Source organism: Streptomyces violaceoruber (assembly GCF_033406955.1).
In the GTDB taxonomy this organism is placed as follows: Bacteria; Actinomycetota; Actinomycetes; order Streptomycetales; family Streptomycetaceae; genus Streptomyces; species Streptomyces violaceoruber.
In genome coordinates, this window is sequence record NZ_CP137734.1 from 7,193,102 (window position 1) to 7,211,422 (window position 18,321).

15 protein-coding genes are annotated in these 18,321 nt (G+C 72.9%); 9 read left to right on the forward strand and 6 right to left on the reverse strand.

Annotated features, from left to right (window positions below; all coding sequences use genetic code 11):
* Window positions 1-2: 2 nt before the first annotated feature.
* The 3 genes from ureG to R2E43_RS32325 all read left to right on the forward strand — a co-directional run bounded on the left by ureG (window position 3) and on the right by R2E43_RS32325 (window position 3,220).
* The gene (ureG, locus tag R2E43_RS32315; protein WP_003977599.1) at window positions 3-680 is read left to right on the forward strand and encodes an urease accessory protein UreG; all 678 of its coding nucleotides are present in this window, start codon (window positions 3-5) and stop codon (window positions 678-680) included.
* The gene (locus tag R2E43_RS32320; RefSeq protein WP_011027661.1) at window positions 677-1,441 is read left to right on the forward strand and encodes an urease accessory protein UreD; all 765 of its coding nucleotides are present in this window, start codon (window positions 677-679) and stop codon (window positions 1,439-1,441) included. Before ureG ends, R2E43_RS32320 begins: the two co-directional genes overlap by 4 nt.
* Window positions 1,442-1,594: 153 nt before the next feature.
* Complete coding sequence (locus R2E43_RS32325; protein ID WP_332056793.1) at window positions 1,595-3,220, forward strand: alpha/beta hydrolase; 1,626 nt, start codon at window positions 1,595-1,597, stop codon at window positions 3,218-3,220.
* Between the two features lie 69 nt (window positions 3,221-3,289).
* Here R2E43_RS32325 and R2E43_RS32330 read toward each other — a convergent pair whose 3' ends face one another.
* Both R2E43_RS32330 and R2E43_RS32335 read right to left on the reverse strand, forming a co-directional pair.
* Window positions 3,290-4,315 carry an NAD-dependent epimerase/dehydratase family protein gene (locus R2E43_RS32330; protein WP_003977602.1) on the reverse strand — a complete coding sequence of 342 codons (1,026 nt, stop codon included), beginning with the start codon at window positions 4,313-4,315 and terminating at the stop codon, window positions 3,290-3,292.
* An 84-nt stretch (window positions 4,316-4,399) separates the two neighbouring features.
* Entirely contained in the window at window positions 4,400-5,122 is a 723-nt protein-coding gene (locus tag R2E43_RS32335) for a lysophospholipid acyltransferase family protein (protein ID WP_003977603.1), read from the reverse strand.
* 264 nt (window positions 5,123-5,386) lie between these two features.
* On the opposite strand from R2E43_RS32335, the gene R2E43_RS32340 reads away from it, so the two are divergent.
* Together R2E43_RS32340 and R2E43_RS32345 are read left to right on the forward strand one after the other, a co-directional pair.
* Window positions 5,387-6,808, forward strand: a complete 1,422-nt coding sequence (locus tag R2E43_RS32340) for a helix-turn-helix domain-containing protein (RefSeq protein ID WP_332056794.1) — start codon at window positions 5,387-5,389, stop codon at window positions 6,806-6,808.
* A gap of 269 nt (window positions 6,809-7,077) precedes the next feature.
* Window positions 7,078-10,278, forward strand: a complete 3,201-nt coding sequence (locus R2E43_RS32345; RefSeq protein ID WP_332056795.1) for a M28 family peptidase — start codon at window positions 7,078-7,080, stop codon at window positions 10,276-10,278.
* 92 nt (window positions 10,279-10,370) lie between these two features.
* Here the strand turns inward: R2E43_RS32345 and R2E43_RS32350 are convergent, their stop codons facing one another.
* The gene (locus R2E43_RS32350) at window positions 10,371-11,885 is read right to left on the reverse strand and encodes an MFS transporter (RefSeq protein WP_030866094.1); all 1,515 of its coding nucleotides are present in this window, start codon (window positions 11,883-11,885) and stop codon (window positions 10,371-10,373) included.
* A gap of 141 nt (window positions 11,886-12,026) precedes the next feature.
* Between R2E43_RS32350 and R2E43_RS32355 the strand changes: the two genes are divergently transcribed.
* Window positions 12,027-12,485: an RpiB/LacA/LacB family sugar-phosphate isomerase gene (locus R2E43_RS32355; protein WP_093455669.1), complete on the forward strand. Its 459-nt coding sequence runs from the start codon at window positions 12,027-12,029 to the stop codon at window positions 12,483-12,485.
* 15 nt (window positions 12,486-12,500) lie between these two features.
* On the opposite strand, the gene rocD is transcribed toward R2E43_RS32355, so the two are convergent.
* The 3 genes from rocD to R2E43_RS32370 form a co-directional block, all read right to left on the reverse strand.
* A complete protein-coding gene (gene rocD / locus R2E43_RS32360) occupies window positions 12,501-13,724 on the reverse strand; it encodes an ornithine--oxo-acid transaminase (protein ID WP_093455668.1) in 1,224 nt (407 codons plus the stop codon).
* Window positions 13,721-14,587: a dimethylargininase gene (gene ddaH, locus R2E43_RS32365; RefSeq protein WP_136208562.1), complete on the reverse strand. Its 867-nt coding sequence runs from the start codon at window positions 14,585-14,587 to the stop codon at window positions 13,721-13,723. The genes rocD and ddaH overlap by 4 nt, the downstream gene beginning before the upstream one ends.
* 125 nt (window positions 14,588-14,712) lie before the next feature.
* Complete coding sequence (locus tag R2E43_RS32370) at window positions 14,713-15,216, reverse strand: Lrp/AsnC family transcriptional regulator (RefSeq protein ID WP_003977610.1); 504 nt, start codon at window positions 15,214-15,216, stop codon at window positions 14,713-14,715.
* Between the two features lie 77 nt (window positions 15,217-15,293).
* Here R2E43_RS32370 and R2E43_RS32375 point away from each other — a divergent pair, with 77 nt between their 5' ends.
* From R2E43_RS32375 to R2E43_RS32385, 3 genes are read left to right on the forward strand one after another with little or no spacing between them, the layout of a single operon-like run.
* Entirely contained in the window at window positions 15,294-16,055 is a 762-nt protein-coding gene (locus tag R2E43_RS32375; protein ID WP_003977611.1) for a LytR/AlgR family response regulator transcription factor, read from the forward strand.
* A gap of 3 nt (window positions 16,056-16,058) precedes the next feature.
* On the forward strand, window positions 16,059-16,454 hold the full coding sequence (locus R2E43_RS32380; protein ID WP_003977612.1) for a hypothetical protein: 396 nt from the start codon (window positions 16,059-16,061) through the stop codon (window positions 16,452-16,454).
* A gap of 28 nt (window positions 16,455-16,482) precedes the next feature.
* On the forward strand, window positions 16,483-18,318 hold the full coding sequence (locus tag R2E43_RS32385; protein WP_136208561.1) for a sodium/solute symporter: 1,836 nt from the start codon (window positions 16,483-16,485) through the stop codon (window positions 18,316-18,318).
* Window positions 18,319-18,321: the final 3 nt, after the last annotated feature.

Sequence of the window (18,321 nt, forward strand, 5' to 3'; positions counted from 1 at the left end):
TCATGCATCTCGACCATCACCACGAATCCGCCGCCGCCGTCTCCGCCGACGCGCGTCGGCCCGACGGGTCGCGGCGGGCGCTGCGGATCGGGCTCGGTGGGCCTGTCGGATCCGGGAAGACCGCCACCGTCGCCGCCCTGTGCCGCGCGCTGCGGGCGGAGTTGTCCCTCGCCGTGGTGACCAACGACATCTACACCCGGGAGGACGCCGAGTTCCTGCTCCGCGAGGCGGTGCTGCCGCCCGAGCGGATCACCGCCGTGGAGACCGGCGCCTGCCCGCACACCGCGATCCGGGACGACATCTCCGCCAACCTGGAGGCCGTCGAGGACCTGGAGGACGAGGTCGGCCCGCTCGATCTGGTCCTGGTGGAGTCCGGTGGGGACAATCTCACCGCCACCTTCTCCAGGGGCCTCGTCGACGCGCAGGTGTTCGTGATCGACGTGGCGGGCGGCGACGACATCCCGCGCAAGGGCGGGCCCGGAGTCGCCACCGCCGACCTGCTCATCGTCAACAAGACCGATCTCGCGCCGTACGTGGGCTCCGACCTCGCGCGCATGGCCGCCGACGCCAAGGCGGCGCGCGGTGAACTGCCCGTCGTCCTGCAGTCGCTGCGCGGCGAGGACGGGGTGCGGGAGGTTGCCGACTGGGTGCGGGAGCGGATCGCCGCGTGGACCGCGTGACCACCGTCGCCGGCGGTGTCCGGGCGAGCGCCCGCGTCCTCGCCCGAGGTGACGGGCGCGGGGGCACCGTGCTGCCCGTCCTGGAGGGCGAGGGGCCCCTCGCCGTGCGGCGGACCCGGGGGAGCGGGGCCGAGGCCCGGGTGATGCTGGTCGGCGCGATGAGCGGGCCGCTCGGCGGCGACCACTTCGAGGTCGGGGCCCACGCCGCGAACGGCGCCCGGCTGCGGGTCGGCTCGGCCGCCGCCACCCTCGCCCTGCCGGGGCAGGACAAGGCCGGGGCCCGCTACGACGTCCGGCTCACCGTCGACGACGACGCGGAACTGTACTGGCTACCGGAGCAGTTGATCTCCGCCGGCGGCAGCGATCTCACCGTCACCACGTCCGTCGACCTCGCCGCGGGGGCGCGGCTGCTGCTGCGCGAGGAGCAGGTGCTCGGGCGGGCCGGGGAGGAACCGGGGCGCCTGACCAGCCGTCTCACCCTGCGGATCGACGGGCGGGGCGTCCTCGACCAGGAGTTGCTGTGCGGGCCCGGTGCGCCGGGCGGCTGGGACGGACCGGCCGGGCTGGCGGGACACCGTGCGGTCGGCCAGCTGGTCGTCGTCCGGCCCGGCTTCGCCACCGAGCCACCGGCGGCGCGCGTGTTCGAGGAGGGCGCGGCCGTCATGCCGCTCGCGGGACCCGCGGCGTTGGTGACCGCCGTGGCGCCGGACGCGCTCCGGCTGCGACGGCTGCTGGACGGGGCGCTGGCCTCGCTGGACTGAGTCCCCGTCGGCGGGACCGTCCGACGGCCCCGCCGAACGAACGCCCTTCTCCGTTTATCGGATTGGCAAAGAAGTAGCACTGGCCCTGTTCTCAGGAAACCCACAGCGGCGAGGATCCCCGTACTTGTCGCGAACACGTACGGGGAGGGCCACTTGAGGAAGAGCAGCATACGGCGGAGGGCGACCGCCTTCGGCACGGCCGGAGCACTGGTCACCGCCACGCTGATCGCCGGCGCCGTCTCGGCACCCGCCGCGAGCGCCACCCCGGCCGACGGCCACGGGCACGGCCACGGGCACGGGCGGAGCTGGGACCGGGAGGCGCGCGGTGCCGCCATCGCCGCCGCCCGCGCCGCCCGGGCGGGCATCGACTGGGAGGACTGCGCAGCCGACTGGAACCTGCCCAAGCCCATCCAGTGCGGCTACGTCACGGTGCCGATGGACTACGCCAAGCCGTACGGCAAGCAGATCAGGCTCGCCGTCGACCGCATCGGCAACACCGGAACCAGGAGCGAGCGCCAGGGCGCCCTGATCTACAACCCCGGCGGTCCCGGCGGCTCCGGCCTGCGTTTCCCGGCCCGCGTCACGAACAAGAGCGCGGTCTGGGCCAACACGGCCAAGGCCTACGACTTCGTCGGCTTCGACCCGCGCGGCGTCGGCCACTCCGCGCCCATCTCCTGCGTCGACCCGCAGGAGTTCGTCAAGGCACCCAAGGCCGACCCCGTGCCCGGCTCCGAGGCCGACAAGCGCGCCCAGCGCAAGCTGGCCCGCGAGTACGCCGAGGGCTGTTTCGAGCGCAGCGGCGAGATGCTCCCGCACATGACCACGCCGAACACCGCGCGCGACCTCGACGTCATCCGCGCCGCCCTCGGCGAGCGGAAGCTCAACTACCTCGGCGTCTCCTACGGCACCTACCTCGGCGCCGTCTACGGCACCCTCTTCCCGGACCACGTCCGCCGCATGGTCGTCGACAGCGTCGTCAACCCGTCCCGCGACAAGATCTGGTACCAGGCCAACCTGGACCAGGACGTCGCCTTCGAGGGCCGCTGGAAGGACTGGCAGGACTGGGTCGCCGCGAACGACGCCGCCTACCACCTCGGCGACACCCGCGCCGAGGTCCAGGACCAGTGGCTGAAGCTGCGCGCCACCGCCGCGAAGGAGCCGCTGGGCGGCGTCGTCGGACCGGCCGAGCTGATCTCCTTCTTCCAGAGCGCCCCGTACTACGACTCCGCCTGGGCGCCGACCGCGGAGATCTTCAGCAAGTACGTCGCCGGTGACACCCAGGCGCTCGTCGACGCCGCCGCACCCGACCTGTCCGACACCGCGGGCAACGCCTCCGCGGAGAACGGCAACGCCGTCTACACGGCCGTCGAGTGCACCGACGCCAAGTGGCCCGCCAACTGGCGCACCTGGGACCGGGACAACACCCGGCTCCACCGCGACCACCCGTTCATGACCTGGGCCAACGCCTGGATGAACCTGCCCTGCGCCACCTGGCCGGTCAAGCAGCAGACCCCGCTGAACGTGAAGACCGGCAAGGGACTCCCGCCGGTGCTGATCGTCCAGTCCGAGCGGGACGCCGCCACCCCGTACGAGGGCGCCGTCGAACTGCACCAGCGGTTCAGGGGCTCCCGCCTGATCACCGAGCGGGACGCCGGCTCCCACGGCGTCACCGGCCTGGTCAACCCGTGCGTCAACGACCGGGTCGACACCTACCTGCTCACCGGCAGGACGGACGCCCGCGACGTGACCTGCGCGCCGCACGCCACGCCCAGGCCGTAACCCGGGCTCAGGCCAAGCGGGGGGAGGGGGCGACCGGTCCGACCGGCCGCCCCCTCCCCCCACCTGTCGCTACCGTCCCTCGGCCCAGGCGTCCTCCGCCGCGTAGTCGAAGAGGTCGCCGTACGCCTTGAACATCTTCGGGTAGGCCTCCCGCCAGTCCCGCCCGGCCAGCCGCTCCTCGATGAAGGCCACCGTCTCCGGCAGGGCGTCGGCGTACCGGACCACCGGGCGATAGCCCAGTTGCTCCCGGGCCGCGCTCATGTCGCACACCACCGGCGCGGGCACCGTCCACGGGGTGTCCCCGACGCCGTCCACCGGCGGGCCGTCCAACAGCACGTCCTGCGTCCGGACGCCCATCACCGCGTCGATCGCCGCCGCGATCTCCGCCACCGTCGGGGCGTCCGGATCCACCGCGTTCAGGACCCGCGTGCCCGGTCGCGGAGCGGCCAGCCGGATCAGCTCGGCGATGTTGCGCACGCTCGCCGGGTGGAAGCGGCTCGCTCCGCCGTGGGCGAGCACGCGCCTGCGCCTGCCGTCGAGGTTGCGCTTGACGAAGTACAGCTCGCGCGGAGTCCGGCAGTACGGGCCGTGGATCGCACCCGCCCGCAGCAGCGTCACCGGCAACCGGTCGCCCGCCGCGAGGAGTTCCCGCTCCAGCGCCGCCTTGCCCGTGCTGTACGAGCCGTCCCCCGGGCGGACGGTGCGCTGCGCCTCCGTGATCGGCACCGGGTACGCGGGGAAGCCGTCGGGCTCGGCCTGCGTGTCGAAGTTGCGGCCGCTGTCGTCCTCGTAGACCGAGACGCTGGAGATCACCACCGCCGAGCCGACCCGCCCGGCCAGCGAGACCAACTGCCGTGCCTCCCGCTCCCCGTAGGCCACCATGTCCACCAGGACGTCGCAGCCCTCGCCCACCGCAGCCGACAGTGCCGCGTCGTCCTCCCGGTCGGCCCGGACCACCCGTACGTCCTTCGGCCACCGCGCGTCCCGGTCGCCGCCCCGCGAGACGGCCGTCACCTCCCAGCCGTCCCGGGCCAGCGCGTCGACCGCCGCCCGCCCGATCTGTCCCGTCGCCCCGAGCACCACCGCATGTGTCATACGGCGACGGTAGGCGCCCGGACGCCCGCCGGGCACGTCCTTCTGCCGACGGCAGACGGCGCCTGGCGGTGCGGCAGCCGGGGCCTAGCGGTGCGGCAGCCGGGGGAACCTGCGGCCCTGCGCCGCCCGCTCGGCCTCCTCGGCCTTCACGTCCGCCGCGTACCGGTCGACGTACTCCTGACCGGAGAGGGAGAGGATCGCGTAGACGATCTCGTCGGTGACGGCGCGCAGTACGGCCTTCTCGCCCTCCATGCCCGCGTAGCGGGAGAAGTCGAGGGGTTCGCCGAAGCGGATGACCACCGGGTGCAGCTTCGGGATCTTCCGGCCCGGCGGCTGCGCCTCGAAGGTGCCGATCATCGCGCAGGGCACGACCGGCACCCCGGCCCTGAGCGCCATCACCGCCACGCCGACCTTGCCCTTGTACAGCCGGCCGTCGTGCGAGCGGGTGCCCTCCGGATAGATGCCGAGCAACTCGCCCCGGCCCAGCACGCCGAGCCCCTCGCGGATCGCGGCCTGCCCCGCCTCCTTGCCCGAGCGGTCCACCGGGATCTGCCCCGCGCTGCGGAAGAAGAACGCGGTCAGTCTGCCCTTGAGGCCCGGCCCGGTGAAGTACTCCGCCTTGGCCAGGAAGGTGATGCGGCGCCTGAGCACCGCGGGCATGAGGAAGTGGTCCGAGAAGGAGAGGTGGTTGCCCGCGACGATGGCCGCCCCCGATCCCGGCACATGGTCGAGCCCCTCGATCCGGGGGCGGAAGACGACCCTCAGCAGCGGGCCCAGCAGCACGTACTTGAGCACGTAGTAGAACACGGTGTGTCTCCCAGTTCTCCGGGCTCCCGGCCGGTCGTCCGCGGCCGCTGATCGATCGTAGCCCGAGCTCGCCGAATCCGGCCGGGACCGGTTCGGCCGCTCTTCGGCCAACTCGATTGACGCGGCACCGCCCGTCCTCTGTGCTGTCCCGTAGTGGAGGCGCGAAGCCCGGGCGGCGCACGGCCCGCGGCAGGGGCGCGACCGGGGGGAGGGCAGATGACCGGTGGATCGGCGCGGGCGGCCGGACCCGCGAGGACGGCAGGCGTGACCGGCCCGGCAGGGGCGGACGGGGCTCCGTGGGCCGAGTTCGGGCGGCAGTTGCGCTCCCTGCGCAGGGCGGCCGGACTCACCCAGCTGCAACTCGGCCTGCGCGTGGGCTACCACCACTCCGTCGTGAGCAGGCTCGAGACGGGCCTGCGCGAACCCCCCGTGGGGCTGGTGCGAAGACTCGACGCGGTGCTGGAGACGGGCGGTGAGCTGGCCGCGACCGTCGCCGCGCCGCGCGAGGTGCCGCGGAGGCCGGGCCGCTTCCCGGCCGACCCGGCGCTGTTCACGCCGCTGCCCGGCGTGGACGCCCCCGCGGGGCAGGGCGCGCCGGACTCCGGGATGTGGCCGGCGAGGCTGCCCGCCGAGGGGCTGGCCTGCCCCCTGCACGGAACCGCGGGGTGCGCGGTGCCCGATCCGGGTGAGTTACCGGCGCTGCTCGACGGGCCGGGTCCGGCGGGCGGCCCGGCCCCGTCCTGGGGCACCGGCACCGGAGCGGCGGTCGCCGAGGCGGAGTTGCTGCACGGTCTCACCGCGGTGCTGGCCTGCCTGATCCGGGAAGCGTTCCGGCACGAGGGCCGCGTGACGGCCGTCGAGGGGCTGCTGCGGACCCTGGCCCGCTGGGCGGGTGAGGTCAACTCCGCCGGGCGGCTGCCGTACGGGCAGCTGCGGCTCGGCGCACAGTACGCCCAGGTCGCCGGCCGGCTGCGGATGGAGCGCGGGCAGATCGGCGTGGCCATGGCCTGGTTCGGCCACGGACTGCGCTGGGCGGACGCCGTCCAGGACGCCTCGGCCCGCGCGACCCTGCTCAGCGACATGTGCACCCTGGTCCGGCTCGACGGGGACCCTTCCCTGATGCTCGGGTACGCGCAGGGGATCGGCGCGGTGGACGCGCGCCGCCGGTGGATGGCCACCCTCTCGGACCTCTACCAGGCGCGCGGCCACGCCCTGTCGGGCGACGCGGCGGCGTGCCGTCGGCACATCTCCCTGGCCCGGCGGGGGTTCGCCCGCCTCGGTCCGCAGGACCACCTGGAAGCGCCCTGGATGGCCGGGGCCGAGGGCTCCATGCGGGTGGACTCGGCGATCGGCGGCGCCCTGCGCGACCTGGCCGTCGCGACCGGGGACCGGGCGGCGGCCCGACGCGCCATCGACGCCACCGCACGCTCGCGCGCGCAGGTGCCGCCCCAGATGCGCGGTGCCCGGCTGCTGCTCACCCTGCGACTGGCGGACAGCTGGGCGTGTGCGGGCGATCCCGGCGCCGCCGTCGCCCTCGCCTCGGAGGTCCTGCCGGAGGCGGTGCGCTCGCGCGAGTCGATGGTCACCGCCGAACTGCGCGGACTGCACAGCCGGCTCACCGGGCCGTGGGCCGACCTGCCCGAGGTCAGGGCCTACCGGGAGCGGCTGCTGGACGCGGGGGAGTGAGGCGGGGGAGGGCTCCGTCCGCGCACGGGGCGGTGAGGCGCGCGGCATCTCCGCGGCACGCACGCCTGCTTGCCGGATTTTGACAGGTCTGGACCAAGCTCGCGGAGCCGTTGATTCCGGTGCGGCGGGGTGTGAGGGTTCCGCCCAGCCCGCGACATGACATGCAAATGACACCTGATGGACGCGTCCCCGCACCCCAGGGTGCGCGTTCGGCATGTCACGGCCCGGGCCGGCCCGCAAGGAGCCCCCCACTCTCACAAGGAGCCACGATGCTCAGACAGACCGCGGTGGCCGGGACAGTCCTGGCCATGACACTCGCAGGGGTGGTGGTACCGGCCTCCCTCGCCTCGGCGTCGGAGCGGTCCGCTCCCTCCGCGGCGGAACCCAGTCCCGTCGAGCGGGCCGTCGCAGCCGCCGACCAGGCCGTTCGCAGCGGCCTGGACGCCCTCGTCGCCGGCGGCCCCGACGAGCAGTACGACCGCCACCAGGTCACCCCCTGGGACAAGGACCTGTTCTCGGTCGCCTACGAGCGCACTTACCACGGTCTGCCGGTGGTCGGCGGCGACGCCGTCGTCCTCGCCGACGGCAAGGGCAGGGTCCGCGCCGTCCGGTCCGCCACCGAGGCCGCGATAGCCGTGCCCACCGAGGCCCGGATCAAGTCCGGGCAGGCGGTGAGGACCAGCCGCGAACGGCTCGCGAACGTGGACGAGGTCGACTCCGGGCGCCTGGTGGTCCGGGTCAAGGACGACGTCCAGACCCTCGCCTGGGAGACGGTGCTCGTCGGCGCGACCAAGGACCATGTACCCAGCAAGCTGCACGTCTTCGTCGACGCCCGCACCGGCAAGGTCGTCGACAGCTACGACGACGTGCAGGCCGGCACCGGCCACAGCGAGTGGAACGGCCCCAGCCCGCTGACCATCGACACCTCCCGCTCCGGCAGCCAGTACGCCCTGCGCGACACCACCCGCCCCGGCCTGCAGTGCTCGGACTACAACGGCGGCCTGTTCACCGGACCGGACGACGACTGGGGCACCGGCAACGCCTCCAGCAAGGAGACCGGCTGCGTCGACGTCATGTACGCGGCGCAGAAAGAGTCGGACATGCTCCGCGACTGGCTCGGCCGCAACGGCCACAACGGCAACGGCGGCAGCTGGCCCGCGCTCGTCGGCCTCAACCAGCTCAACGCCTACTGGGACGGCTCCCGGGTCACCATCGGCCACAACAGCGCCAACAAGTGGATCGCCGGCATGGACGTGGTGGGCCACGAGTACGGCCACGGCCTGGACAGCTTCACCCCCGGCGGCGCCAACCACGAGAGCGGCCTGGGCGAGGCCACCGGCGACATCATGGGCGCCCTCACCGAGGCCTACGCCAACCAGCCCGCCGGGTACGACACCCCCGACTACACCGTCGGCGAGGAGATCGACCTCCAGGGCCGCGGCCCGATCCGCAACATGTACAACCCGCAGCTGGTCAACAACGACCCCAACTGCTACTCCTCCGCCATCCCGAGGACCGAGGAACACGCGGCCGCCGGGCCGATGAACCACTGGTTCTACCTCCTCGCCGAGGGCTCCAGCCCCGGTGGCGGCAAGCCCTCCAGCCCCACCTGCGACGGCAGCCGGGTGACCGGCATCGGCATCCAGAACGCCGGAAAGATCTTCTACGGCGGGATGCTGCTCAAGACCAGCGGCATGACCTACAAGCGGTACCGCTCCGCCACCCTCACCGCGGCCAAGAACCTGGACGCCTCCTGCGACCTGTTCGACGCCACCAGGGCGGCCTGGAACGCGATCGACATCCCGGCCCAGAGCGGCGACCCGGCCTGCACCCGGCAGGAGACCGACTTCTCGCTGGCCCTCAGCCCGGCGAGCGGCAACGTCGAGGCCGGGTCCGCGGTCAACGCCACGGTCAACACCACCACCGTCACCGGCAGCGCCCAGCAGGTGTCGCTGACCGCCACCGGCACCCCGCCCGGCGTCAGCGTCTCGTTCAGCCCGTCCACGGTCACCTCCGGCTCCAGCTCGACGATGCGCGTCTCCACCACCTCGGGCACCGCCGCCGGAACCTACTCGCTCACGGTCAAGGGCACGGCGGGCAGCAAGAGCCACACCGCCCAGTACACCCTCACCGTCGGCGGCGGCAACAACCCCGGCACGCCGCCCGACGTCGACGTCGCCCAGGTCCAGGCCCACCTGGCCCAGTTCGGTTCCATCGCCGCGCAGAACGGCGGCAACCGCCGGTCCACCGGCTCCGGGTACGACGCCTCACTCGCGTACGTGAAGGGCAAGCTCCAGGCGGCCGGCTACACCGTCACCGAGCAGACCTGCACCTCCGGCTGCTCCGCCGGCGCGGGCAACAACCTGATCGCCGAGTGGCCGAAGGGCGACGCGAACAGCGTCTACATGTTCGGCGCCCACCTCGACGGCGTCTCGGCCGGCCCCGGCATCAACGACAACGGTTCCGGTTCCGCCGCGCTCCTCGAGACGGCGCTCACCCTGGCCGAGCAGAACCCGACCATGGACAACCGTGTCCGGTTCGCCTGGTGGACCGACGAGGAGCAGGGCCTGAACGGCTCCGACTTCTACGCCCGGAACCTCTCCACCACCGACCGCTCCCGGATCAAGGCCTACTACAACTTCGACATGGTCGCCTCCGTCAACGGCGGCTACTTCATCAACAACCTGTCCTCCTCGGCCTCCGCCCCGATGCGGGAGTACTGGACCTCCCTCGGCCTCGCCCCGCAGGAGAACGTCGAGGGCCAGGGCCGCTCCGACGACTACTCCTTCCAGCAGGTCGGCATCCCCACCTCGGGCTACGCCACCGGCGCCTCCGCGATCAAGTCGTCCACGGAGGCCGCCAAGTGGGGCGGCACCGCCGGCCGGTCCTACGACCCGTGCTACCACTCCGCCTGCGACACCACCGCCAACATCAGCGCCACCGCGCTGAACCGCAGCGCCGACGGCATCGCGTACACGATCTGGAAGACCGCAGTCGGAGACGCACCGAACCCGCAGGACGACTTCTCGATCTCCGCGAACCCGTCCTCGGGCACCGTCGACCCGGGCAGCTCCGCGTCCGTCACCGTGAACACCGCCACGACCAGCGGCGACGCGCAGAGCGTGCGGCTGTCGGCGTCCGGCGCTCCGACCGGTGTGAGCGTCGGCTTCAGCCCGGACTCGGTCACCTCCGGCCAGTCCTCGACCGCCACGGTCCAGGTCGCCGCGGGCACGGCCGGCGGCACCTACACCCTGACCCTCACGGGTGCGGGCACCGTCACCCACACCACCACGTACACCCTCACCGTGTCCGGCGACGGCGGCGGTGAGACCACCTGGCAGCTGGGAGCCACCTACGCGGCCGGTGACGTGGTGAGCTACAACGGCGTCAGCTACCGGTGCATCCAGGGCCACACCGCCTACCCCGGCTGGGAGCCGCCGAACGTCCCCGCCCTGTGGCAGCGCCTGTGACACACCGCTGAGAGAAACGCCCGACACGCCGACGGGCGGTGGGGTTCGCACCGAACCCCACCGCCCGTCGGCGTGTGCTTGCGACCGCGGCGTCAGAACTTCGGCGTCGGGGCCTGCGCCTCCACCATCTCCGCCGCCTCCTCCTCGGTCTGCACCGACGGCGGGGAGCCCGCCAGCGGCTGCTGGGCCGTCTCCTTCATGCAGGCCACGGCCACCACACCGATCAGGGCCGCCGCCATCGCGTAGTAGGCGGGCATCATGTCGGAGCCGGTCACGCTGATCAGCGCGGTGATCACCAGCGGCGTGGTCCCGCCGAACAGCGACGCCGACAGGTTGTAGCCGACCGACAGGGATCCGTACCGCACGTTGGTCGGGAACATCGCCGGGAGCGCCGCCGACATCGTGCCCAGCAGGCAGACCAGCGACAGGCCGAGCATCAGCATGCCGCCCGAAACGGCGAGCAGACTGCCCTCCCGCACCAGCACGAAGGCCGGTGCGGACAGCACGAAGAACCCGATCATGCCGGTCATCAGGACGGGCTTGCGCCCGAAGCGGTCGGACAGCCGGCCGACCTGGTTGATGATCAGCATCAGCAGCACCATCGTCGCCACCAGGATCATCAGGCCGTGGCTCTCGCTGTAATCCAGCTCGTCCGACAGATATGTCGGCATGTACGACAGCAGCATGTAGTCGGTGATGTTGTACGCGCCGACCAGCGCGATGCACAGCACCAGCGCCCGCCAGTGGGTGCGGAAGATCTTGGCGAGGTCGCCCCGTGCGGTGGTCTCCACAGCTGTCGCGGCCTCCGAGACGTGGACGTTGGAGTCCTCCAGCTTCAGGTACGCGGGCGTGTCGTCGAGCCGCAGCCGCAGGTAGATACCGATCATGCCGAGCGGAAGCGCGGCCAGGAACGGGACGCGCCAGCCCCAGGAGTCCATGCCGTCGCTGCCCAGAACGGCGGTCAGGGCGGTGACCAGACTGGCGGCGGCGGTGTACCCGGCCAGCGTCCCCAGCTCCAGGAAGCTGCCGAAGAACCCGCGTCGCTTGTCCGGCGCGTACTCGGCGATGAAGGTGGACGCGCCGCCGTACTCGCCACCGGTGGAGAAGCCCTGGAGCAGGCGGAACAGGATCAGCAGCAGCGGCGACCAGAAGCCGATGGAGTCGTAGCTGGGGATGAACCCGATGGCGGCCGTGCCGATCGCCATGAGGATCATCGTCAGCGCCAGCACCTTCTTGCGGCCGATCTTGTCGCCCATCGGGCCGAAGACCATGCCGCCGATCGGCCGCACCAGGAACGCCACGGCGAACGTGGCGAACGAGGAGAGCAACTGCGCGGTGTCGCTCCCGGAAGGGAAGAACACCCGGCCGATCGTGCCCGCCAGATAGGCGTAGATGCCGAAGTCGAACCACTCCATGGCGTTGCCGAGGGAGGCCGCCTTGACGGCTCGCTTGACCGCGGCCTCGTCCGTGACGGTGATGTCCGACCGGCGCAGCCGGGGGTTCTGCCGGCGCTTGATCGCCCGGAAGAGGGCGGGGTGGCGGCGCACCGCCGCGGCGTCGGTCTCCGGTCCGTTCTCGGTGGGGGACGTGGCGGCCTCCCTTTCCACGCGCAGACACTCCGGACGGAGCGCTGCTCGGTCGTACGTCTCTCAGGTCGTACCCGTTCCCCCGATCATGCTGGGTATGGTGGTGACTTCGGTCATGTGGTTGGGCCGATGAGGTGAGCGGCCGGTGAGTACGCTTCGCACATGCGTATCTCCGTCTCCTCCGACATGGACGAACCCGTGGCCCGGCTCCTCGTCGAGGAACTGCGCGCACGCGGTCACGAGGTGCGCGCGTACGGCGCGCTGAGCCCCGGGGCGGACCCGCGGTGGGCCGCCTGTTCCGAGCGGGCGGCGCGCGAGGTCGCCGAGGGACGGGCCGACCAGGCCGTCGTGTGCTGCTGGACCGGCACCGGCGCGTCCATCGCGGCCAACAAGGTGCCGGGCATCCGCGCGGCCCTGTGCGCCGACGCGTACACCGCCGACGGGGCCCGCCGCTGGAACGACGCCAACGTGCTCGCCATCGGCCTGCGGCTGACGTCCGCTCCGGTGCTGCGCGAGATCCTCGACGCCTGGTTCGCGGGCGGCCCGAGTACGGACGCCGAGGACCGGGACAACGTCGCGCACGTGGAGCGGCTCGACGAGGACCGCCGAGCCGCTCGGTGAACCCCGGGGTGCGGGTCAGGAGGTGAGGACCTTCTCCAGCGTCCCCAGGGCGCCCGTCAGCTCCTCGGCCGTGACCGTCAGCGGCGGGGCCAGGCGGATCGTGGAGCCGTGGGTGTCCTTGACCAGGATGCCCTCGCGCATCAGCCGCTCACTGATCTCGCGTCCGCTGCCCAGCGCCGGGTCCACGTCCACGCCCGCCCACAGCCCCCGCGCCCGGAAGCCGACGACACCCCTGCCGACCAGGGCGGCGAGCCCCTCGCGCAGCACCGCGCCCAGCTCGGCCGCCCGGCGCTGGAACGCGCCGGTCTCCAGCAGCTCCACCACCGCCGTGCCCACCGCGGCGGCCAGCGGATTGCCGCCGAACGTCGAACCGTGCTCGCCCGGGTGCAGCACACCCAGCACGTCACGCCGGCCGACCACCGCCGACACCGGGACGATGCCGCCGCCCAGCGCCTTGCCGAGCAGCACCACGTCCGGCACGACCGACTCGTGCTCGACGGCCAGGGTGTGCCCCGTGCGGCCCAGACCGGACTGGATCTCGTCCGCGACGAACAGGCAGCCCTTGCGGCGGGTCAGCTCCCGCACCCCGGCCAGATAGCCGTCGTCGGGGATCAGCACGCCCGCCTCGCCCTGGATCGGCTCGATCAGCACGGCCGCCGTCGTCTCGTCGACCGCCGCCTCCAGCGCCGCGAGGTCGTTGTACGGCACGATCCGGAAGCCCGGGGTGAAGGGGCCGAAGCCGGAGCGGGCGGTCTCGTCGGTGGAGAAGCTCACGATCGTCGTCGTACGGCCGTGGAAGTTGTCCGCCGCGACCACGATCGTCGCCCGGTCGGCCGGGACGCCCTTGACGTCGTAGGCCCACTTGCGGGCCACCTTGATGCCGCTCTCCACCGCCTCCGCGCCGGTGTTCATGGGCAGCACCATGTCCGTGCCGGTCAGTGCGGCCAGCCGCTCGGCGAAGCCCGCGAGCCGGTCGTTGTGGAAGGCCCGCGAGGTGAGCGTGAGCCGGTCCAGCTGCCGGTGGGCGGCCTCGACCAGTGCCGGGTGGCGATGGCCGAAGTTGAGCGCCGAGTAGCCGGCCAGCATGTCCAGGTAGCGGCGGCCCTCGACGTCCTCGACCCAGGCGCCCTCGGCGCGGGCCACGACGACGGGCAGCGGGTGGTAGTTGTGCGCGAGGACGGGCTCCTCCGCGCGGATCAGTTCCTCGGAGCCGCGGGCGGTGCGGGCGGGTGCGGTCATGAGCGGGTCTCCCGGATCTCCTGGGTGCAGCACTTGATGCCGCCACCGGCCTTGTGGAACTCGGACAGGTCGACGGGGACCGGCACGTAGCCGCGGCCGGCGAGCCGGTCGGCCAGCCCCCGGGCCTCGGGCGCGATGAACACGTGCCGTCCGTCGGACACGGAGTTGAGCCCGAACGCCAGCGCGTCCTCGCGGGTGGCGATCACCGCGTCCGGGTAGAGCCGCTCCAGCACCTCGCGGCTGCCGGGCGAGAAGGCGCCCGGGTAGTAGGCGATGTTCCCGCCACTGCCTGCGCTCCCCTCGCTCCGGCCCTCCCCGCCGGTCCCGTCGTCGAGCACGAACAGGGCCGTGTCCAGGTGGTAGAAGTACGGGTCCACCAGGGTCAGCGAGATCACCGGCACACCGAAGAACTCCTGCACCTCGCGATGGGCCGCACGGGTGGTGCGAAAACCCGTGCCGGCCAGGATCCAGCGGCCGGCCGGGACCAGGTCGCCCTCGCCCTCGCAGACCGACTCGGGGTGGTGGACCTCGAAGCCCTCCGTCTTGAACCACGCCTCGAACGGCACGGACTCCGGACGCCGCTCGGGCGCGTGGAAGAGGGAGCCGAAGACCCGGCCCTCGACCACGACCGCGCAGTTCGCGGCGAAGACCATGTCGGGCAGTCCGGGGACCGGCGGGACGGTGTCCACGGTGTGGCCGTGGGCACGGTAGGTGTCGACCAGTGCCTGCCACTGGTCGAGGGCGCGGATGACGTCGACGGGTCGGCCGGTGCTCATCCACGGGTTGATCGCGTACTGCACGGCGAAGTGTCTGGGTTCGCAGACCACGAAGCGCCGCCGGCGCTGCACACGGGACTCGGTCACAGAGGGGTACCTCCGCTTTTCACGGTGTGTGACGGGGTGTTGACACCACGGTAAGAAGTGGCGACCGCGCCCGACAAGCGACGAAAGCTGCGTGTTCCCGCAGGATCGCTGCGTTGTACCCCAGGTCAGCGCACGTCCGCTGCGTCCTTGGGTGCGAGCAGGGCCGCCCCTGCCTCGGGACTGTCCGGGATCAGGTGGGACAGCACCATCACGCTGATCGTCTTCCGGATGAACGGCTCCGCACGAATCCGCTCCAGCACCTCCTCGAAGTGCTCCACGTCGCGCGCCCGCACGTGCAGCAGCGCGTCCGCGCCGCCGGTCACCGTCATCGCCGCGGTGATCTCCGGGTAGCCCCGCACGACCTCCGCGAGCCGCCGCGGCGGCGCCGCCCCCTCGCAGTACACCTCCACATACGCCTCCGTACGCCACCCGAGCGCGGAGGGCCGCACCGTCGCCGAGAACCCGGTGATCACGTCGGTCTCGCGGAGCCGGTCCACCCGGCGCTTGACCGCCGTGGACGACAGTCCGATCTCCGCGCCGATCTCGGCGAAGGACGTCCGGGCGTTTTCCATCAGGGCGGTGACGATCTTCCGGTCGAGTTCGTCGAACGAAGCGGGCCTGCTGTTCATGCGGGCACTGTATCCAGGGGATACCGGCACGTCGCAGGCGTGTGCAGGCGCCCGGATCGCCCCTACACTCCACGTTCATGCTGCGCGCCCTGGCTGTCGACGACGAACGGCCCACACTCGAGGAACTCGTGTACCTGCTGAACGCCGACCCCCGCATCGGCACGGCGGAGGGAGCGAGCGACACGACCGAGGCGCTGCGCCGCATCAACCGGGCCCTGGAGACGGGCCCCGGCGGTCCCGACGCCATCGACGTCGTCTTCCTCGACATCCAGATGCCCGGTCTGGACGGACTGGACCTCGCACGGCTGCTCACCGGGTTCGCCCGGCCGCCGCTGGTCGTGTTCGTCACCGCGCACGAGGACTTCGCCGTCCAGGCCTTCGACCTGAAGGCCGTCGACTACGTCCTCAAACCGGTGCGCAGGGAGCGGCTCGCGGAAGCGGTGCGCCGGGTCGCCGAGCAGCGCGGCACCGCCGCCGTGCCCGCCCCGCGCATCCCGGTGCACGAACCCGACCCCGACCACATCACCGTGGAACTCGGCGGCGTCACCCGCTTCGTCCCCGTCGACGAGATCACCCACGTCGAGGCCCAGGGCGACTACGCCCGCCTGCACACCGACCGGGGCAGTCACCTCGTCCGCATCCCGCTGTCGACCCTGGAGGAGCGCTGGCGGGCCCGCGGCTTCGTCCGCATCCACCGCCGGCACCTCGTCGCCCTGCGCCACGTCGGCGAACTCCGGCTCGACGCCGGCACCGTCAGCGTCCTGGTCGGCACCGAGGAGCTCCAGGTCAGCCGGCGCCACGCCCGCGAACTGCGGGACCTGCTCATGCGGAGGCCGTGAGCCGTGCCCCAGGACCCCACCGAACGCCGCGTCACCGTCACCGGCCCGCCCCGGCGCACCGTCCCGCCCGCCCGGCTCCGCTCCCGCGGGCGCCACCCCCAGGCCACCGGCCACTACCGGCCGCGCACCGAGATCGACGAGCAGACCACCCTCGGACACACCTACGTCCGCTCCCTGATGCGCAGCCAGCTGCGCGCCGGTCTCACCGCCCTCGCCGTGCTCGGCCTCCTCGTCGGGCCGCTGCCGCTGCTGTTCGCGGCGCTGCCCGACGCCCGGCGCCTGGAGTGGGCCGTCCTCGGCTTCGGCCTGTACGCCCCGCTGGTCCTGCTCGCCCGCTGGTACGTGCGCCGCGCCGAGCGCAACGAACGCGACTTCGTGCGGCTCGTCGAGGACCGGTGACCATGCCGGACGAGGCCGTGAAGGCACCATGAACTCCAGCTACGCCATACCCGCCGTCGCCCTCGTCGTCGTGGCCACCGTCCTCGTCGGCGCCTTCGGGCTGCGCATCTCCCGCACCACCTCCGACTTCTACGTCGCCTCCCGCACCGTCGGCCCCCGCCTCAACGCCGCCGCCATCAGCGGCGAGTACCTCTCCGCCGCGTCCTTCCTCGGCATCGCGGGGCTGGTCCTCGTCCAGGGCCCCGACATGCTCTGGTACCCGGTCGGCTACACCGCCGGCTACCTCGTCCTGCTGCTGTTCGTCGCCGCCCCGCTGCGCCGCTCGGGCGCCTACACGCTGCCCGACTTCGCCGAGGCCCGGCTCGCCTCCCAGGGGGTGCGGCGGCTCGCGGGGGCCTTCGTCGTCGGAGTCGGCTGGCTCTACCTGCTGCCGCAGCTCCAGGGCGCCGGGCTGACGCTGACGGTGCTCAGCGGAGCGCCCGACTGGCTGGGCGGGGTGATCGTCGCGGTCGTCGTCGCCGCCATCGTCGCCGCCGGGGGCATGCGCAGCATCACCTTCGTCCAGGCCTTCCAGTTCTGGCTCAAACTCACCGCCCTGCTCGTCCCCGCCCTCTTCCTGGTGCTGGCCTGGCAGGGCGACGGCGCCCCCGGCCGCCCCTTCGACGAACCCGCCACCTTCCGGGAGCAGCGTTCGGTGCGGGTCGACGACAGTCTCACCCTCAAGCTGGAGGAGCCGCTGACCGTGGCCGTCGACGGCACCGTGGACGGCCGCGCCCACGACGGCGACCGCGTCGCCCTGCCCGCGGGCACCCACCGCATCGAGGCCGGCGCCCGCCTCACCTTCGCCGCACACACCCCCGTCCCGGCCGCCGGCCGCGGCGCCGACGACGCCCTGTCCCCCTCCCGGGCCGAGAGCCGCACGGAACGCCCGCTGTACGCCACGTACGGCCTGATCCTCGCCACCTTCCTGGGCACCATGGGCCTGCCGCACGTCGTGGTGCGCTTCTACACCAGCCCGACCGGCGTCGCCGCCCGCCGCACCACCGTCGCCGTGCTCGGCCTCATCGGCGCCTTCTACCTGCTGCCGCCCCTCTACGGCGCCCTCGGCCGCCTCTACGCCCCCGAGCTGACCCTCACCGGGGACGCCGACGCCGCGGTCCTGCTGCTGCCCGAACGGGTGATCGGGGGAGTGGGCGGCGACCTGCTCGGCGCGCTGGTGGCGGGCGGCGCCTTCGCCGCGTTCCTGTCCACCGCGTCGGGGCTCACCATGGCCGTCGCGGGCGTCCTCACCCAGGACGTGCTGCCGTCCCGCGCCGTGCCGCACTTCCGGCTCGGCACCCTGCTCGCCATGGCCGTGCCGCTGGCGGCGAGCGCGCTGGTCGGCGGGCTGCCGGTCGCCGACGCCGTCGGCCTCGCCTTCGCCGTGTCCGCCTCCTCCTTCTGCCCGCTCCTCGTCCTCGGCATCTGGTGGCGACGGCTGACCCCGCCGGGCGCGGCCGCCGGGATGCTGGTGGGCGGCGGTTCCGCACTGCTCGCCGTGGCTGCCACCATGGGCGGCTTCCCGGGCGGCGGGGGGTCCCTGCACGCGCTGCTGGCCTGGCCCGCCCTGTGGTCGGTGCCGCTGGGCTTCCTCACCATGGTGCTGGTGTCCCTCGCCACCCCGGGCCGGGTGCCGGCCGGGACGGCGGCGATCCTGGCCCGCTTCCACCTGCCGGAGGAGCTGCACGCGGAGGAGCTGCACGCGGAGGAACTGCGCACGGACGACCTGCGCACGGACGACCTGCGTACCGACGACCTGGAGACGGCGGCCGACCTGCCCGAGGTGCGCGAGGTGCGCGACGTGCGCGAGGAGCCGACGCGGTGAGCG

Bases quoted from the DNA above. Each gene is read 5' to 3' on its own strand.
- ureG (WP_003977599.1), top strand. From the start codon at position 3: ATGCATCTCGACCATCACCACGAATCCGCCGCCGCCGTCTCCGCCGAC.
- R2E43_RS32330 (WP_003977602.1), bottom strand. From the start codon at position 4,315: ATGACACATGCGGTGGTGCTCGGGGCGACGGGACAGATCGGGCGGGCG.
- R2E43_RS32345 (WP_332056795.1), top strand. From the start codon at position 7,078: ATGCTCAGACAGACCGCGGTGGCCGGGACAGTCCTGGCCATGACACTC.
- R2E43_RS32355 (WP_093455669.1), top strand. From the start codon at position 12,027: ATGCGTATCTCCGTCTCCTCCGACATGGACGAACCCGTGGCCCGGCTC.
- rocD (WP_093455668.1), bottom strand. From the start codon at position 13,724: ATGACCGCACCCGCCCGCACCGCCCGCGGCTCCGAGGAACTGATCCGC.
- R2E43_RS32370 (WP_003977610.1), bottom strand. From the start codon at position 15,216: ATGAACAGCAGGCCCGCTTCGTTCGACGAACTCGACCGGAAGATCGTC.
- R2E43_RS32375 (WP_003977611.1), top strand. From the start codon at position 15,294: ATGCTGCGCGCCCTGGCTGTCGACGACGAACGGCCCACACTCGAGGAA.
- R2E43_RS32385 (WP_136208561.1), top strand. From the start codon at position 16,483: ATGAACTCCAGCTACGCCATACCCGCCGTCGCCCTCGTCGTCGTGGCC.